The 15,367-nt window shown below is 68.9% G+C and carries 10 protein-coding genes and 1 pseudogene; 6 read left to right on the forward strand and 5 right to left on the reverse strand.

The window, feature by feature from the left end; genetic code table 11:
- Positions 1-75: 75 nt before the first annotated feature.
- Positions 76-1,044: pseudogene (locus RZR99_RS27260) on the forward strand (D-2-hydroxyacid dehydrogenase family protein); the annotation flags it as partial.
- Positions 1,045-1,599: 555 nt separating this feature from the next.
- Here the strand turns inward: RZR99_RS27260 and RZR99_RS27265 are convergent.
- Complete coding sequence (locus tag RZR99_RS27265; protein ID WP_323122912.1) at positions 1,600-2,760, reverse strand: porin; 1,161 nt, start codon at positions 2,758-2,760, stop codon at positions 1,600-1,602.
- Between the two features lie 612 nt (positions 2,761-3,372).
- Here RZR99_RS27265 and RZR99_RS27270 point away from each other — a divergent pair.
- The 3 genes from RZR99_RS27270 (at position 3,373) to RZR99_RS27280 (ending at position 7,324) form a co-directional block, all read left to right on the forward strand.
- A complete protein-coding gene (locus tag RZR99_RS27270) occupies positions 3,373-4,266 on the forward strand; it encodes a glutamate/aspartate ABC transporter substrate-binding protein (protein WP_323122890.1) in 894 nt (297 codons plus the stop codon).
- Positions 4,267-4,668: 402 nt separating this feature from the next.
- On the forward strand, positions 4,669-6,186 hold the full coding sequence (locus RZR99_RS27275) for an MFS transporter (protein ID WP_323122891.1): 1,518 nt from the start codon (positions 4,669-4,671) through the stop codon (positions 6,184-6,186).
- Between the two features lie 370 nt (positions 6,187-6,556).
- Complete coding sequence (locus tag RZR99_RS27280; protein ID WP_323122892.1) at positions 6,557-7,324, forward strand: class II aldolase/adducin family protein; 768 nt, start codon at positions 6,557-6,559, stop codon at positions 7,322-7,324.
- A gap of 302 nt (positions 7,325-7,626) precedes the next feature.
- Here the strand turns inward: RZR99_RS27280 and RZR99_RS27285 are convergent, their stop codons facing one another.
- Positions 7,627-9,060, reverse strand: a complete 1,434-nt coding sequence (locus RZR99_RS27285) for a cytochrome P450 (protein WP_323122893.1) — start codon at positions 9,058-9,060, stop codon at positions 7,627-7,629.
- Between the two features lie 84 nt (positions 9,061-9,144).
- On the opposite strand from RZR99_RS27285, the gene RZR99_RS27290 reads away from it, so the two are divergent.
- Positions 9,145-10,083, forward strand: coding sequence for a helix-turn-helix domain-containing protein (locus RZR99_RS27290; protein WP_323122894.1), 939 nt, complete (start codon positions 9,145-9,147; stop codon positions 10,081-10,083).
- Between the two features lie 186 nt (positions 10,084-10,269).
- On the opposite strand, the gene dbpA is transcribed toward RZR99_RS27290, so the two are convergent.
- The gene (gene dbpA / locus RZR99_RS27295) at positions 10,270-11,667 is read right to left on the reverse strand and encodes an ATP-dependent RNA helicase DbpA (RefSeq protein WP_323122895.1); all 1,398 of its coding nucleotides are present in this window, start codon (positions 11,665-11,667) and stop codon (positions 10,270-10,272) included.
- Complete coding sequence (locus RZR99_RS27300; RefSeq protein ID WP_323122896.1) at positions 11,664-11,867, reverse strand: hypothetical protein; 204 nt, start codon at positions 11,865-11,867, stop codon at positions 11,664-11,666. The genes dbpA and RZR99_RS27300 overlap by 4 nt, the downstream gene beginning before the upstream one ends.
- A gap of 486 nt (positions 11,868-12,353) precedes the next feature.
- Here RZR99_RS27300 and RZR99_RS27305 point away from each other — a divergent pair, with 486 nt between their 5' ends.
- On the forward strand, positions 12,354-14,279 hold the full coding sequence (locus RZR99_RS27305; RefSeq protein WP_323122897.1) for an NHL repeat-containing protein: 1,926 nt from the start codon (positions 12,354-12,356) through the stop codon (positions 14,277-14,279).
- Positions 14,280-14,405: 126 nt separating this feature from the next.
- Here RZR99_RS27305 and RZR99_RS27310 read toward each other — a convergent pair whose 3' ends face one another.
- Complete coding sequence (locus RZR99_RS27310) at positions 14,406-15,305, reverse strand: LysR family transcriptional regulator (RefSeq protein ID WP_323122898.1); 900 nt, start codon at positions 15,303-15,305, stop codon at positions 14,406-14,408.
- Positions 15,306-15,367: the final 62 nt, after the last annotated feature.

A 15,367-nucleotide genomic window follows, 5' to 3' on the forward strand; every position in this document is an offset into this window, starting at 1 on the left:
TTCCTGAAATAAATTCATTTTTCTCCGGACGTCGCGGCGTTCAAGATGGGGTTTCTCCAAGGAGACGACATCCCCATGAACATCACGATCCTGGACGACTATTTCGATACGCTGCGCCATCTGCCCAGCTTCCGCAAGCTGGACGGCCACGCCGTCACGATCTGGAACGATCACGTGCAGGATGTTGACGCGCTGGCCGAGCGTTTGCGCGACACGGAAGTCCTGGTGCTGATCCGGGAGCGCACCGAGATCCGCGCACCGCTCATCGCTCGTCTGCCGACATTGCGCCTGATCAGCCAGCGCAGCGTCTATCCGCATATCGACGTCGACGCATGTACCGAGCACGGGGTGATCGTCTCCTCGAACCAGCATGCGGGCAGCCCGTCCTACGCGGCGGCGGAGCTGACCTGGGGGCTCGTCATCGCGGGCATGCGCCAGATTCCGCAGCAGATGCGCTCGCTGCAGGCCGGAGGCTGGCAGACGGGCGTGGGCCGCACCCTGCGGGGACGTACGCTGGGCATTTACGGGTACGGCCGGATCGGCGCCGAAGTGGCGCGGTACGGAGCGGCCTTCGGCATGAAGGTGCTGGTCTGGGCGCGGGAGGCCTCGCTGCGGCGCGCCCGCGACGAGGGCTGGTCCGCCGCGCCGGACCAGCGCGCCTTCTTCGAGGCGTGCGACGTGCTGTCGCTGCACATGCGCCTGGTGAAGGACACGCGCGGCATCGTCACCGCGGAGGATCTGGGCCGGATGAAGCCCACGGCGCTGCTGGTCAACACGAGCCGCGCCGGGCTGATCGCGCCGGGTGCGCTGGAGCAGGCGCTGCAGGCGGGGCGGCCCGGCATGGCGGCGGTGGACGTCTACGACGAGGAGCCGCTGCGCGACCCGCGGCACCCGCTGCTGCGCCTGCCCAACGTCGTCTGCACGCCGCATATCGGCTATGTCACCGAAGACGAATATGAAATCCAGTTCTCCGACATCTTCGACCAGATCGTGTCGTACGCGGCCGGCCATCCGATCCATGTGGTCAATCCGGACGTGCTGGCCGGCGCGCAGGGTTCGATCGACCCGCTGATCCTCGACCTGCTCGAATGGATCGGACCCGCGCCCCGGCCCTACAGCGAGGTCATCGAAGCCTGGCGAACCTCCTGCCCGCGTCTGCCGGTCTGGGAGGAAGCGAGTGCGCGGGGCTATCTCACCCGCCTTCATTCGCCCGGCGGCGAGGCGGAAGTGGCGGTCAGCGAAGCCGGCATCGCGCATCTGCGCGCGAGTCGCGGCACACCGCCGCCAGCGCGCCGCTGAACGGTCGGCAGCCCGCGCCGGCCGGCGATGCGCGGACGAGACGGGCTCGATATCGCGAGCGTGTTCTTGATGGCGATCGAAGCGGGCAGGAACGGCGGCGGGATGGCGTGGTTCCGCCGTACCGGCGCACATGACGGGGCACCGGCATCGGCGTTCGGAACCCGGGCTCGCGTCGGGGCCGTCGAACGACGGCATGTCGCCCTCGCGCGCACGCACGCCGTGCGCCGGAGCGCCGGACGAGCGAGACGGGCAGCGCCGCGCGCGAGCCGCCGCCCCTGTCGTCCCGATGCGGGATGCCTGCTAGAAACGATGCCGCATCCCCGCGCTCACGAGCAGCTGATTCGTTCCTCCGCCCGCGAATCCGAACGAGCCGATCGACGCGCGGGCCGCTTGCAGCCCGCCGTTCGCCGTGCGCTGCGTGCCGTTCGCGCGCTGCCACGCACCGACGAGATACAGGTCCGTGCGTTTCGACAGGAAGTAGTCCGATCCCAGCGCGACCTGATGATAGGAGGCGCTCGTGTCGCCGCTGGCTTTCGTGTACGCATACGAGAGGCCGAGCAGGACCACGGGCGAAGGGCGGTAGCCGAGCAGCGCGCCGCCGGTGTCGTAGCGCTGCGTCGAGCGAAACGCGGAGTACGCGTCCGGGGTGTAGCGCGCGTTGCTGTAGTAGGCGCCGTAGATCATCGCACCCGCATCGTAGTTGACGGTCGCCCGCGCGATGCTGATCGACTTCGCGCTCGCATAGCCGCCGTTGATCGCCGAGCCGCCGAACGTGCCGTCCGACGTTCCCGACCATCCGGTGCGCAGCGTCGCGGCGGGATTCGTGTTCGTCATGAACAGATACCCGCCGCCGACCGACAGCCCGCCGTTCTTGTATGCGGCCGCGGCGCCCCAGGTCTGCCCCGAGCCGGTGCTGCCGGCAACGCCGCCCAGCGCGTACATGCCCGACAGCGTCAGCCCGTTGAACGAGGGCGATACGTATTTCACCGTCTTGTCGGTCCGTGACGTCGCGTTGTAGTTGTCGACGTCGCCGGGCGTCGAGAACGCGTTGCCGAAGTAGCCGACGCCGCCGATCGACCAGGTGGCGTCGGTGAGCACGTCGTATTGCCGGCCGAGCGTGAGCGTGCCGAAGCGCGGGCTGGACAGGCCGACGAACGACTGGCGGCCAAACAGGCGGCCGCCCTGGCCGAGCCGGCCGGTGTTCGGATTGAAGCCGCCCTCGATCTGGACGATCGCCTTGAGCCCGCCGCCGAGATCCTCCGAGCCCTTGAGGCCCCAGCGGTTGCCGAGCAGATTGCCGGAACCGGCCGAGACGAGGTTGCCGCCGCTCGCGTCGGCTTTCGTCACGTACATGACGGACGTGTCCAGCAAGCCGTAAAGCGTGACGCTCGATTGAGCGCGAACGCCGCTCGCGCTGCCCGCCAATGCAAGCGCGACCAGGGGTAATGCCGATCGATTCACCATGTCTCCTCCGGGTGGCTGAAAGCGTGTTCTTGTCGTCCGCCGCGCGCGGCGCCGTCGCATCGATTGACGACCGATGCTAGGGCGCGCGTACTCCGGCAAGATGAGCGAGGCGTGATAAATCCGTCATGGGCCGGACACATTCGGCGACTCGGCGCGTGCGTGGCGTCCGTGCATTTCGTTCGCAGTCTTGACGGTGCGCCGTGCGCGGATCGATGCGATCGGCCGCGTGCGGGGGAGGTCGGTGGGAGCGGGCGCGGCGATGAATCGATGACGGAGCCGGGCCGCGATGCGCGGCCGGACGACGCCGGAACCTCGGCTTGTCACGCCTGCCCGGATCGCACAACGGCGCTCGACCCGGCTCGCGGGTGCGCGCATATCGGCGGCAAACCGTGTGTGTCGGCGGCCGCCTGGGGCGCGTGCCGCGTCATCCGGCACCGGTCGGGAAACCTGCCCGGCATGCATCGACGGATTGTTGAACTGACGAATCGCCGCCCGCCCGGAGGCATCCGCATGGGGGGTTAACATATGTTGCATTATTTTTGTCTAGTGAAACATATGTAGCGCATCGGTTCCGATGCGCTTCGTTTGCCACCACGATAGGGGAATGTCATGAAATACGCGCCGCTCCTGGCTTTCGCAACCCTCGCGGCATGCTTGACCGCGATCTCCGCCCAGGGCGCCCCGTCCACGCTGGAAAAGATCCAGGGCGCGAATTCGATTTCGATCGGCCATCGCGAGACGTCGGTGCCGTTCTCCTATGTCGACGCGAATAACCAGGTGGTCGGGTTTTCGCAGGATCTGTGCAATCGGATCATCGATGCAGTCAAGGCGAGGACCGGACATCCGGACCTCCAGGTCCGCACCATCCCCGTGACCTCGCAGAACCGCATCCCGCTGGTGCAGAACGGGACCGTCGATCTCGAATGCGGCGTCACGACCAATCTGAGCGCGCGCCAGAGCCAGGTCGCGTTCTCCAATACGTTCTTCGTCGCGACCACACGCCTGCTGGTGCGCAAGAACGGCGGCATCCGGGACTTCGCCGATCTGGCGGGCAAGACCGTGGTCACCAACCAGGGCACCACGTCCGAGCGGCTGCTGAGGAAGATGAACGAAGAGAAGAAGATGAACATGCAGATCATCAGCGCGAAGGACTACGGCGAGGGGCGGGTCACGCTCGAGACGGGCCGGGCGGCCGCATACATGATGGACGACGTGCTGCTCGCCGGCACGCGCTCGCTGACGGCCCGGCCCGCCGACTGGACGATCGTCGGCACGCCGCAGTCGTCGGAGGCCTACGGCTTCATGCTGCGCAAGGACGATCCCGAGTTCAAGAAGCTGGTCGACGATACGATGGCGCGCGTCATGAAGAGCGGGGACATCAAGACGATGTACGACAAGTGGTTCATGAAGCCCGTCCCGCCGAAGAACATCAGCTTCGATTTCCCGATGAGCGACGCCGTGCAGAAGCTGTACGCCGCGCCGAACGACAAGGCCTTCGACTGAGCGAGGGCGGGCCGGCTGCCGCGCGCAAGGCCGTCGAGGGTGCCGGCGGCCTGCTTTCGTTCAGCGCAGCGGGGCGCGGCTCATGAAGCAGCTTGAACGCGCGCGCGGCGATCCGCGACGCGGCGTGGATGCGAGCCGTGCCGCTGCCGAATGACTGTGCCGGATGGGTTCGCCGTGCATGGCAACGGCGTCTGAAGGATGGGGGCGCCCGCCCGGCCGCGCGCGGCTTGCGTGTCGATGTATCGGCTATTCCGATGGAATCTGACTTTCGATCATCGGCCGGCTGACGGATGATCCGCGTGATGCGGCGATGTGCGGTTCGATTCCCGATTCGAACCGGCCGCCGCTGCGTACGACGCTCATCCCGTCCGTACCCGGACCATTCGACACTAAGGACTCTCCATGCAACGGCACGCCACATGGGCGCGCCCCCCAGGCGACCTGGGCGCGCGCCGCTGGATCATTCTCGCCATCGTCTCGGTGGCGCTGCTGCTCATCGTCATCGACATGACGGTGCTCTACACGGCCTTGCCGCGCCTGACTCACGAGCTGGCGGCGACGGCCTCGGACAAGCTGTGGATCGTCAACGCCTACGCGCTGGTCGTTTCCGGCCTGCTGCCGGGGATGGGCACGCTCGGCGACCGGCTGGGGCACAAGCGGCTGTTTCTCGCGGGTCTCGCGGTGTTCGGCGCCGCGTCGCTGGGCGCGGCCCTCGCGCCTACGCCGACGGCGCTGATCGCGGCGCGCGGGTTGCTGGGGGTGGGGGCCGCGATGATGATGCCCGCCACGCTGTCGCTGATCCGGCTCACCTTTACCGACGAGCGCGAGCGATCGCTGGCGATCGGGATCTGGGCGTCGGTGGCATCGGGCGGCGCGGCGTTCGGGCCGGTGGTCGGCGGCGCGCTGCTCGAGCATTTCTGGTGGGGCTCGGTGTTCCTGATCAACGTGCCCGTCGTGCTGATCGCGCTGCCGCTCGCCCGCTGGATGATTCCGGCCGGCGGCGCGACGTCGTCGCGTCCCTGGGATCTGGTCGGCTCGCTGCAGATCATGGCCGGGCTGATCGGCGTCACCTACGCGATCAAGGAAGCGGGCAAGCCGTCGCCCGACTGGGCGATGGCGGGCATCGCGCTGCTCGCGGGCGCGGCGGTGCTGGCGCGCTTCGTGCGACGCCAGCGACGCAGCGCTCATCCGCTGCTGGATTTCTCGCTGTTTCGCCATCGCGCGTTCAGCGCCGCGGTGGCGGCGGCGCTGGTGGCGTCGGCCGCGCTGATCGGCATGGAGTTGGTGTTCAGCCAGCGGCTGCAACTGGTGCTCGGCTACTCGCCGCTGCAGGCCGGCCTGGCGATCCTGCCGCTGCCGCTGGCGGCGTTCGTCGCCGGGCCGGTTGCCGGCCGCCTGCTGCCCCGCATCGGCAGCGCACGGCTGTTGCCCGCGTCGCTGTTCATCTCCGGTATCGGCATGGCCGGCTACCTGCTGGCGCATGACCTCGGCACCGGCTTGCAGATCGTCAGCCTGTCGATACTGGGCGTGGGCATCGGCGCGGCGGTGACTGCCGCGTCGAGCACCATCATGATGAGCGCTCCGCCGGAGCGGGCGGGGATGGCGGCGTCGGTGGAAGAGGTGTCCTACGAACTGGGCGGCGCGCTCGGCGTCACGCTGATGGGCAGCCTGCTGTCGGTCGTCTACGCGCGCGGGCTGCATCTGCCCGACGCGCTCGCGTTGCCCGCGACGGTGCGCGACAGCCTCGACGACGCATTGCGCATCGCCGAACACCTCGCGCCGGCGGCGGCCGAACAGCTGGCCGCGCTGGCCCGGACGGCGTTCGATCAAGGGTACGGCGCAGTGCTGGGCGCGGCCGCCGGCCTGCTGCTCGTCACTGCGTTCGGCGTGCGCCGCTATCTGCGCGACAGCCGCGCCTGAGCGGTCGGGGGGNGGCGTTCGATCAAGGGTACGGCGCAGTGCTGGGCGCGGCCGCCGGCCTGCTGCTCGTCACTGCGTTCGGCGTGCGCCGCTATCTGCGCGACAGCCGCGCCTGAGCGGTCGGGGGCCGGGCGCGCGCGACCCGGCCCCCGACCGCATGTCGGCTACCCGCATGTCGGCTACCCGCATGTCGGCTACCCGCATGTCGGCTACCCGCATGTCGGCTACCCGCATGTCGGCTACCCGACAGTCCGCCGCCCATGCGCTGGTGCACCATCGTGCGGATGCCTGTCGCGCGGATCGCGCGTGCGATGTCGCGCGTGCCCCGGTTCGCATCGCGACGAACGAAGCCGCCACGAAGGGAGACGTCATGCAAGTCGAATCGATGAAGCATCAGGTGCCGGAGCAGGAATGGGCGCTGCGCCGCGATCTTGCCGCATGTTATCGGCTGGCCGCGCTGTACGGCTGGAGCGACCTGATCTTCACGCATATCAGCGCGCGCCTGCCGGGTGCCGAGCACCATTTCCTGATCAATCCGTACGGCCTGATGTTCGACGAGATCACGGCGTCGTCGCTCGTGCTGGTCGACGCGGCGGGCAGCAAGGTGCGGGCGTCGCCGTTTCCCGTCAGCCCGGCGGGCTTCGTGATCCACAGCGCGGTGCACGCCGCCCGCGAGGACGTGCAGTGCGTGCTGCACACCCACGCGCGCGCGGGCGTGGCGGTCAGCGCGCAGAAGGGCGGCCTGCTGCCCATTTCCCAGCAGGCGACCTTCGTGCTGCCGTCGCTGGGCTATCACGACTACGAAGGGCTGGCGCTGCGCGATGAGGAGAAGCCGCGCCTGCAGGCGGATCTGGGGAAATCGACTTATCTGATGTTGCGCAATCACGGCTTGCTGACCGCCGCGCCCAGTATTCCAGACGCGTTTCTGGCGATGTACGTGTTCGACACCGCTTGCCAGATCCAGATTTCCGCGCAGGCCGGCGGCGCATTGCATCACGTCGACGCGTCGATCATCGCGGGGACGGTGGAGACGATCAAGGTGCAGACGGGCGGCCGGGAAGGCGAACTGGGCGGCGCGCTGGTCTGGCCCGCGCTGCTACGCAAGCTGGATCGCGTCGCGCCGGGATACGACACCTGAGCGGCGGATCGGCAACCGGCGACCGGCGACCGGCGACCGGCGACCGGCAACCGGCAACCGGCAACCGGCAACCGGCAACCGGCAACCGGCAACCGGCAACCGGCAACCGGCGCGGAGCCGGCCTCCGCGTCACCGGCCGACCGGCGGGCGATGCGGCGCGGCCTGCCGGTTCGATTCAAGGTGCTGGATGAAGGTGGCGGCGCGGCCTGACTCGCCGTCCGGGCGGACGGCCGTGCGCGGTGCCGGATCGCTTTTCGCCGGGCCGGCCGGCGTCCCCATCGCAACGGATCCGCTCCGTATCGTCACGCCTCGGTAGCCGCGCGCGACACCGGCGACACCCGCAGATGCATTGCCGTTTCCGGTCGCAGCGACACGTTGAACACCGGCCGGGGCGCGGCCATGCCGGCGGGCACGGCCAGCACGAAGCGTTGCAGCACCATCGCCGCGATCACCGTCATTTCCGTCGCCGCCAGATGCTGTCCCAGACACACGCGCGGTCCGGCGCCGAACGGCAGGTAGGCGCCGCGCGGAATCTCCGGCGCATCGGGACCGAACCGCTCCGGCCGGAAAACGCCCGGATCGGGAAACCAGCGCGGATCGTGATGCATCAGCTGCACCGGCACCATGAACTGGGTTCGCGCCGGAAATTGCCAGGCCCCCAGCGTGATGGGCCGGGTGGCGCGGCGGATGTTGAGCGCCGGCGCGACCGGGTAGAGCCGCAGCGTCTCGTGCAGGGTCTGGGTCAGGTAGCGCAGCGACGGCATGTCGTCGGGCGTCGGCGCGCGCTCGCCCAGCACGCGCCGGATCTCCCGCCGCGCCGTGTCCTGCATCGCCGGGTTCGCGGCCATGCACCACGCCCACCAGGTCAGCCCGGCCGCGCTGGTTTCGTGCCCGGCCAGGAACGTCGTCATGCATTCGTCGCGCACGGCCCGCAGCGGCCACGCGGCCGGATCGTCGCGATGCAGCAGCAGGAGGCGGGCCAGCAGATCGTCGGGCCACGCGTCGTCCGGCATGGCTCGGCGCGTGCGCAGATGCCGGTCGACCAATCCGTTCAGCGTCGCTTGCGCGTGACGCTTCGCGCGCTTCCACGGCATCCAGTCGGGCCAGCTCGCGGGCCAGTAGAACTCGCTGTTGGCCTCCACCATCGCCGTGCGCACGGCGGCTTCCGCGACGCGGGCATCCGTGTCGTTCTCGCTGGAGAACACGCGGCGCATGATCACGTCCATCGTGAGCGACGTCAGCGCACTTTCGACCGGCCAGCTGCCGGTCTCGGCCGGCCACTGCGCAAGCGCCTGCGCGGCGGCGGACGCGATGGTCGGCACGAACGCCTCCACTGCCTGCCGCGAGAAGTTCGGCTGCAACGCGTGCCGTTTGCCGCGCCATGCATCGCCCTCGGCGATGAACACGCTGTTACCGTGCAACTGCGCGAACACGCGCATCGCGCGTTCCACGCGCACCAGCGCGTCGCGGTGCGTCACCAGCAGCTCGCGGGCCAGATGCGGATCGGCGACGACGATCTGGTGCTCCGGCCAGATCCGCAGGTGGACCACGTCGCCGAATGTCTGCCGCCACGCGTCCAGTTCGCCGAACAGATCGCGCGACATGCGATACAGGAGGCGCCATCCGGTCGGACCGGACGGCGGCCCGGGCGGCCAGACGCCGGGCGGGTGAAGGACGGGCGCGGGAGACGGCGAGCCCGCGTGCAATGGACAGGAGGAGGGCGATGAGGTATTCATGCGTCACATTGTTGGCCGCCGCGCGGCGTCTGTCTTGAACGCAAACGACAACGCGGCCCGTTCCGGTTCTCTGGCTCCCACGCGATGATCTCTTCCGAGCGGCCGTCCGATTCGCAGCTTTGCCCCGATCCGCTGACGCGCGCGCCGTGCGCGCGGCTCGAAGGGAAGACCGCGCACGCGCGGCTCGGGCGCGTACCCCTCGCGCTGCAGGGCGCGGTCGTCGTGGTGGTCCACCGCGATACGCGCGGCGCGGGCTTGACCGACGCGCAGCGTCTCACGCATTTTCCGGCGTCGCCGCTCGTGAGCCTGTCGTGGGTCGGGTCGTCGGCGGGGCTCGTCGAGCCGACCGGCGGCGCGCCGCGATGGCGGCCGTTCGGCGCGACGGTGATGCTGTCGGGCAGCCAGTCCAGGCCGCTCACGAGCTGGGCGCCGGCCGATGGGCGCGGCGGGATGATCTGCTTCACGGCGGATGTCGCGCGCACGCTGTTCGGACTGGAGCCGGCGGCCCTGCACGACCGCTTTGTCGCCGCCGCCGACGTGCTGGGCGCCGACTGGCATCCGTTCCTCGATGCGCTTCGCGACGCCGCCGACGACGCGGCCACGCAGGCCGCGCTCGAGCAGCATCTCGCGCCGCGCTGGCGAACGCTTCAGGGCAGCGCGTCGCCGCTGCCGTCGCTGCGCAGGCTCGGCCGCCATTGGGTCGAGCGGCTGGCGTGGCAGGCCCGCGAATGGCGGCGCACCAGCAGTCCCCGTCAGGTCGAGCGCCGCATCAAGGCGCATAGCGGACGATCGCTGCGCGAGTGGCAGGCGCTCGTCAAGACCGAAGGCGTGTTCTTCACGGCGCGGGAACGTTACGAGGCGGGCGAGCCCTTCGATTGGGTCGGACTGGCGCAGGACGAGGGGTTCGCCGATCAGGCGCACCTGAGCCGCACGATCCGGCGGATCACGGGCTTTTCGCCGAGCGAGTTCATCCGGCGTTTCGGCGAGGACGAGTCGTTCTGGCTGTATCGATTGTGGGTGTGATGCGCGCGGCGTTTCGGCGCGGGCGGTCGTTAGGCGGGAAACGAGGCGGGAAACGAGGCGGGAAACGAGGCGAAAACGAGGCGAAAACGAGGCGAAAACGAGGCAGACGCAGTCACCGGCTGCCGGCCGCGCCGGCATCCGCGAGCAGGGACGACGCGCGCCGGCCGATCCGGCGCGTCGTCGGGCTCACTCGTCCATCAAACGGACCTTCACCTTCTTGCCCTTCACCTTGCCCGCGCTGAGCTTGCGCAGCGCGTCGCGCGCGATGCCGCGTTCCACGGCCACGTAGGTCGAGAATTCGGTCACGTTGATCTTGCCGATCTGCGCGCCGCTGAAGCCCGCTTCGCCGGTCAGCGCGCCGAGCACGTCGCCGGGGCGGATCTTCTCCTTGCGCCCGCCGAGAATCTGCAGCGTTTCCATCGGCGGAAGCAGCGGCGTCCGGCTGTCGGCCTGGAGTTCCGCCAGCGGATGCCATTCGACCTCGCGCTTCTGCGCCTGCTCGATGCCGCCCACGCGCCCCATCTCGTTCATGCTCGCGAGACTCAGCGCCCAGCCGTCCTGGTCCGCGCGGCCGGTGCGGCCGATGCGATGGACGTGCACTTCGGGATCGGGTGTCACGTCGACGTTGATCACCGCTTCGAGCTGCGCGATATCGAGCCCGCGCGCGGCGACGTCGGTGGCGACCAGCACCGAACAGCTCCGGTTCGCGAACTGGATCAACACCTGATCGCGTTCGCGCTGGTCGAGTTCGCCGTGCAGCGCGAGCGCATGAAAACCCTGCGCGCGCAGCACGTCGAGCAGATCGCGGCATTGCTGTTTCGTGTTGCAGAACGCCAGCGTGCTGACGGGCCGGTAATGATTCAGCAACAGGCCGACCGCGTGCAGCCGCTCGTCCTCGGTCACTTCGTAGAAGCGCTGGCGGATCTTGCTGTCGTCGTGGCGCTCGGCGAGCTTCACTTCCTTCGGGCTGCGCAGGAACTGCTGGCTGAGTTTGGCGATGCCGTCCGGGTAGGTCGCGGAAAACAGCAGCGTCTGCCGTTCCTTCGGACATTGGCGCACGACCGTCGCGATATCGTCGAAGAAACCCATGTCGAGCATGCGGTCCGCTTCGTCGAGCACCAGCGTGTTCAGCGCGCCGAGCGCGAGGCTGCCGCGCTCCAGGTGGTCCATGATGCGCCCCGGCGTGCCGACGACGATGTGCGCGCCGTGTTCGAGGCTCGCGGTCTGCGGGCGCATCGGCGTGCCGCCGCACAAGGTCAGCACCTTGACGTTTTCCTCGGCGCGCGCAAGGCGGCGGATTTCCTGCGTGACCTGGTCGGCCAGTTCGCGCGTCGGGCACAGCACCATCGCCTGCACGTCGAAGCGGCGCGCGTCGAGCCGCGCGAGCAGCGCGAGCGAGAAGGCCGCGGTCTTGCCGCTGCCGGTCTTCGCCTGGGCGATCAGGTCGTGGCCCGCGAGCGCGATCGGCAGGCTGGCGGCCTGGATCGGCGTCATGTCGGCATAGCCGAGCTGCGCGAGATTGGCGAGCGTCGCCGGCGCGAGCGCCAGCGTGCTGAAGGAGGTGGCGGTCGGTGTCTGGGTCATGTCGTGGCGTCGGGTTGGATGAACGGGCGGCCCGGGATCTGCTCGTAGACGATGGTGCCGTCGTCGGCGTCGAACCGCTCGACATAGTTGCGCGCGCCGCACAGCGGGCAGCGGAACAGCAGCCCTTGTCCTTCGTCCTTGATGACGACGTCGGACTGCGCCCATTGCGCGTCGCAGCTTTGGTTTCTGCAAATAAACACGGTCATTCTCCAACTGGATTCGGTGGTGCGCCCGCGCGGTTTCGCGTGAGGGCGCAGGCATGGCGCGGCCGCGGCGGGCGTTGTCCGGATGAAAGGACGGCGGTGGGGCGGCCGTTCGCTTGATGTTTCGTCGGGATGGATGATTGATCAGGCGGCGATCGGAGCGTCGCGCGTGCCGTGATTTTAACGGATCCGCGACGGCCGCCGCCGGAGCGCCCGCCGGCCGGCCGGCGCGGCGCCGCCGCGCGCACGGCGGGCAACGGACCGGGAGCGGCGCGCGCGGCGGCCGGCGGTTTTTTCAGCGGCGAATTTTTTGCGAATTTTTTCGTTCAAGAATAGCCGCATCGGGGATGCGCCGCCGCCCGTTCCGGCACGGCGGCGCCGGCCACCGATTCGGCCGATCCCCGCGCCGCGCACCCCGCGATGACCCACATGTGACACCCCGCTTTCATCTTATCGAGAGGCTAACGTCAGGAGGGCATCATCATGGTCAGGACACTCATCCGGGCGGCATGCGCCGGCGTCGCGATCGCGTGGCTCGCGTCGATCGCGCCGGCGTGCGGCGCGCAGTACACCACCGACTGGCTCGCGAATACGTACGGCACCCTCGCCGCCCACGTGGGCAACGGCGCGCGGTCGATGTGGGTGGCGCCCGAAGGCGTCATCTACACGGCGTCCTTCTGGGATGAAAACGAAGGCGGCGTCGCGATCTACCGGAACGGCGCGAGCATGGGCTCGCTCGGCATCCACAGCGAATTCCAGGGCGGGGCGATCACCGGCAACGCGACGTCGATCTTCGCCGCGCTGCAGGTCAGCACCTCGTACGGCAGCGGCTCGGTAGGGCGCTACAACCGCGCCACCGGGAAGCGCGATCTCGTCATCACCGTCAGCGTATGGAATGCCGTCAGCCGGGCCGACGTCATCACCGGGCTCGCGACGTCGGGCTCGCTGCTCTACGCCAGCGACTTCTTCGGCAACCGGGTGAGGGTGTTCACCACCGACGGCGTCTGGCAGCGCGACATCAGCGTGCCGAATCCGGGCGCGCTCGCGCTGGACGGCTCAGGCAACCTCTGGGTCGCCCGCAAGAGCGCGGGCGCGATTCTCGCGTTCAGCCCGAGCGGCGCGCCGCTGAACACGATCCAGATGACCCCGGCGTCGCGGCCGTCGGCGCTGTATTTCGACGCGGCGTCCGGGCAGCTGCTGGTCGGCGACCAGGGCCCCGACATGAACGTCAAGCGCTACACCGTGTCGGGCACGCCGGCGCTGGCCGGCACGTTCGGGATTCAGGGCGGGTATCTCGACACGACCGGCGGGGTCAAGGGCCAGGTCGGCGACAAGCGTTTTACCCGCGTCGTCGGACTCGGCAAGGACGCCGCCGGCAACCTGTACGTGCTGAACAACCCGTGGGGCGGCGGCTGGGATCTCGGCCGCAACGGCAACACCGATCTCCACGCATACGACAGCGCCGGCAATCTGAAATGGACGCTCCAGTCCCTCAATTTCGAGGCCGTCGCCGCACCGGACCCGGCCTCCGACGGCGCGTACTTCTACGCCGGGGCCAACCTCTATACCGGCTCGGCGGGCGGCAGCTTCGTCGCGAACACCGTCGATCCGTTCACCTACCCGTCCGATCCGCGTCTCAGCATGGACGATTACCAGCGCGGCCAGCACTTCGGCCAGCTGGTTTCGGTCGGCGGCAACCGGATCCTGGTGGCGTCCGGCCAGAACCCCGGCGTCTTCAATTTCTATCACTTCAACGCGGCGAACGGCTACATCGCGATACCCGACGCGACGCTGCCGGGCAATACGTTCAACACGCAGCTGCAGGTGACGGGCGGGTTCTGCATCGACAGCAAGGGCGACGTGTGGGCCGGGCTGGACGGCACCAACAGCATCTACCACTATCCGCTGACCGGCTTCGACGCGAACGGCAAGCCGGGCTGGGGCACGGCCGTCGTCACGCCCGTTGCGCAAAGCATCCAGCCGCTCGCGCGCATCATCTACCTGCCGGAAAGCGACACGATGATTCTCGCGCAGGGCATTGCCGGAAGCTGGGACTGGACGGCGATGAAAACGCGCATCGAGGTGTATCACGGCTGGCGCGCGGGGAACGTGTCGAATCCGAATCCGGTGATCAGCATCACGAGCGCCAACCCCAAGTCGATCGCCGCGGCCGGCAACTATCTGTTCCTCGGCTACGTGCACACGGTGCCCAACATCGATGCGTTCAATCTCTCGACCGGCAACCTCGACGCGACGCTGGTCAACTCCAGCGCCGGCACGATGGATGTCGGCAACGACGTGGACTCGATGTACGGCCTCAGGGCGTATCGGCGCTCGACCGGGGAGTACGTGATCACGAAGGACAACTACAACGGCTCCAGCATCGTGGTCTACCGCTGGACGCCTTGATCGCGCGGCCGGGCCGACGCGGCGGGCCGAGGGGCGCCGCGACGGCCTGTCCGGCGCGAAGCGGAATCGGCCGCTCGGCGCGGGCCCGATCGCCGTCCCGGCAGTCGCGCCGCGCCGCCCGCTTCGCTAGCGGCCGGGCGATTCGGCGACATCGCCCTGCGACAGCAGCCAGTCGAAGGTCCGCTCGACGATCGGGGAGCGCGACGGGCCTTCGACCCGCGACAGCCACCACGTGATGCCCGGCAAGCGCGGGTAATCGGCCAGTACGACCAGTTCCCCCTGCTCCAGGCTGTCTTGCGCGACCCGGCGCGACAGGCACGCGATTCCGCGCCCGCGCAGCGCGGCGTCCAGCACGAGGCGCTGATCGTCGTAGATGGCGGTCATCCGGAATGCCGACAGCTGCCCGCGAAATAACGGCGCGGTGCGTTCGCTCGTCAGATGCGCTTCGAGGCAGACGAGACCGGCATGCGCGGGGTGCTCGGCCGGCGCGAGCCGCGCGAGCCGCGCCGCCAGCGCGGAACTGCACACCGTCACCCATTCGTCGCGCAGGAACGGCGCTTCGCTCAGCCCGGCCTGCTGGATCGGCCGCGCGCCGATCGTGATGTCGACGTCGATCTCGTCGACGTAGCGCGCGCTTTCGTCGGTGGACAGCAACGGCACGAGATCGGGCAGCGCCTGCCGCAGCGCATCGAGGCGCGGCTGCAGCCAGCCGTGCAGCAGCGGAGCGGGACAGACCAGCACCACCAGCCCCGGATCGAGATAGGTCGCTATCCGACCGAGGCCGCTGCGCAGCGTGTCCATCGAGCGCTGCACGCTGCGTTGCAGTACTTCGCCGGCCACGGTCAGCTCGACGCCGCGCCCCACCCGGCGGAACAGCGGCTGCCCGAGCTGTTCCTCGAGCTGCTGGATCTGGTGACTGATGGCCGATTGCGACAGGTGCAGTTCGTCCGCCGCGCGGGAGAAGTTGCCCAGCCGGGCGGCGGCTTCGAAACCCGTCAGCAGCTTCAGCGAGGGGATACGCTTCATCAAGGCATGAGAAAAATTGATTAATCAACCCAATAAACATCATTTTTCATCAAGTATAGCGC

Source organism: Burkholderia alba (assembly GCF_034721475.1).
Lineage (GTDB): Bacteria > Pseudomonadota > Gammaproteobacteria > Burkholderiales > Burkholderiaceae > Burkholderia > Burkholderia alba.

Coding starts and splice junctions, on each gene's coding strand:
- RZR99_RS27270 (WP_323122890.1), top strand. CDS start 3,373: ATGAAATACGCGCCGCTCCTGGCTTTCGCAACCCTCGCGGCATGCTTG.
- RZR99_RS27275 (WP_323122891.1), top strand. CDS start 4,669: ATGCAACGGCACGCCACATGGGCGCGCCCCCCAGGCGACCTGGGCGCG.
- RZR99_RS27280 (WP_323122892.1), top strand. CDS start 6,557: ATGCAAGTCGAATCGATGAAGCATCAGGTGCCGGAGCAGGAATGGGCG.
- RZR99_RS27285 (WP_323122893.1), bottom strand. CDS start 9,060: ATGAATACCTCATCGCCCTCCTCCTGTCCATTGCACGCGGGCTCGCCG.
- RZR99_RS27290 (WP_323122894.1), top strand. CDS start 9,145: ATGATCTCTTCCGAGCGGCCGTCCGATTCGCAGCTTTGCCCCGATCCG.
- dbpA (WP_323122895.1), bottom strand. CDS start 11,667: ATGACCCAGACACCGACCGCCACCTCCTTCAGCACGCTGGCGCTCGCG.
- RZR99_RS27305 (WP_323122897.1), top strand. CDS start 12,354: ATGGTCAGGACACTCATCCGGGCGGCATGCGCCGGCGTCGCGATCGCG.
- RZR99_RS27310 (WP_323122898.1), bottom strand. CDS start 15,305: ATGAAGCGTATCCCCTCGCTGAAGCTGCTGACGGGTTTCGAAGCCGCC.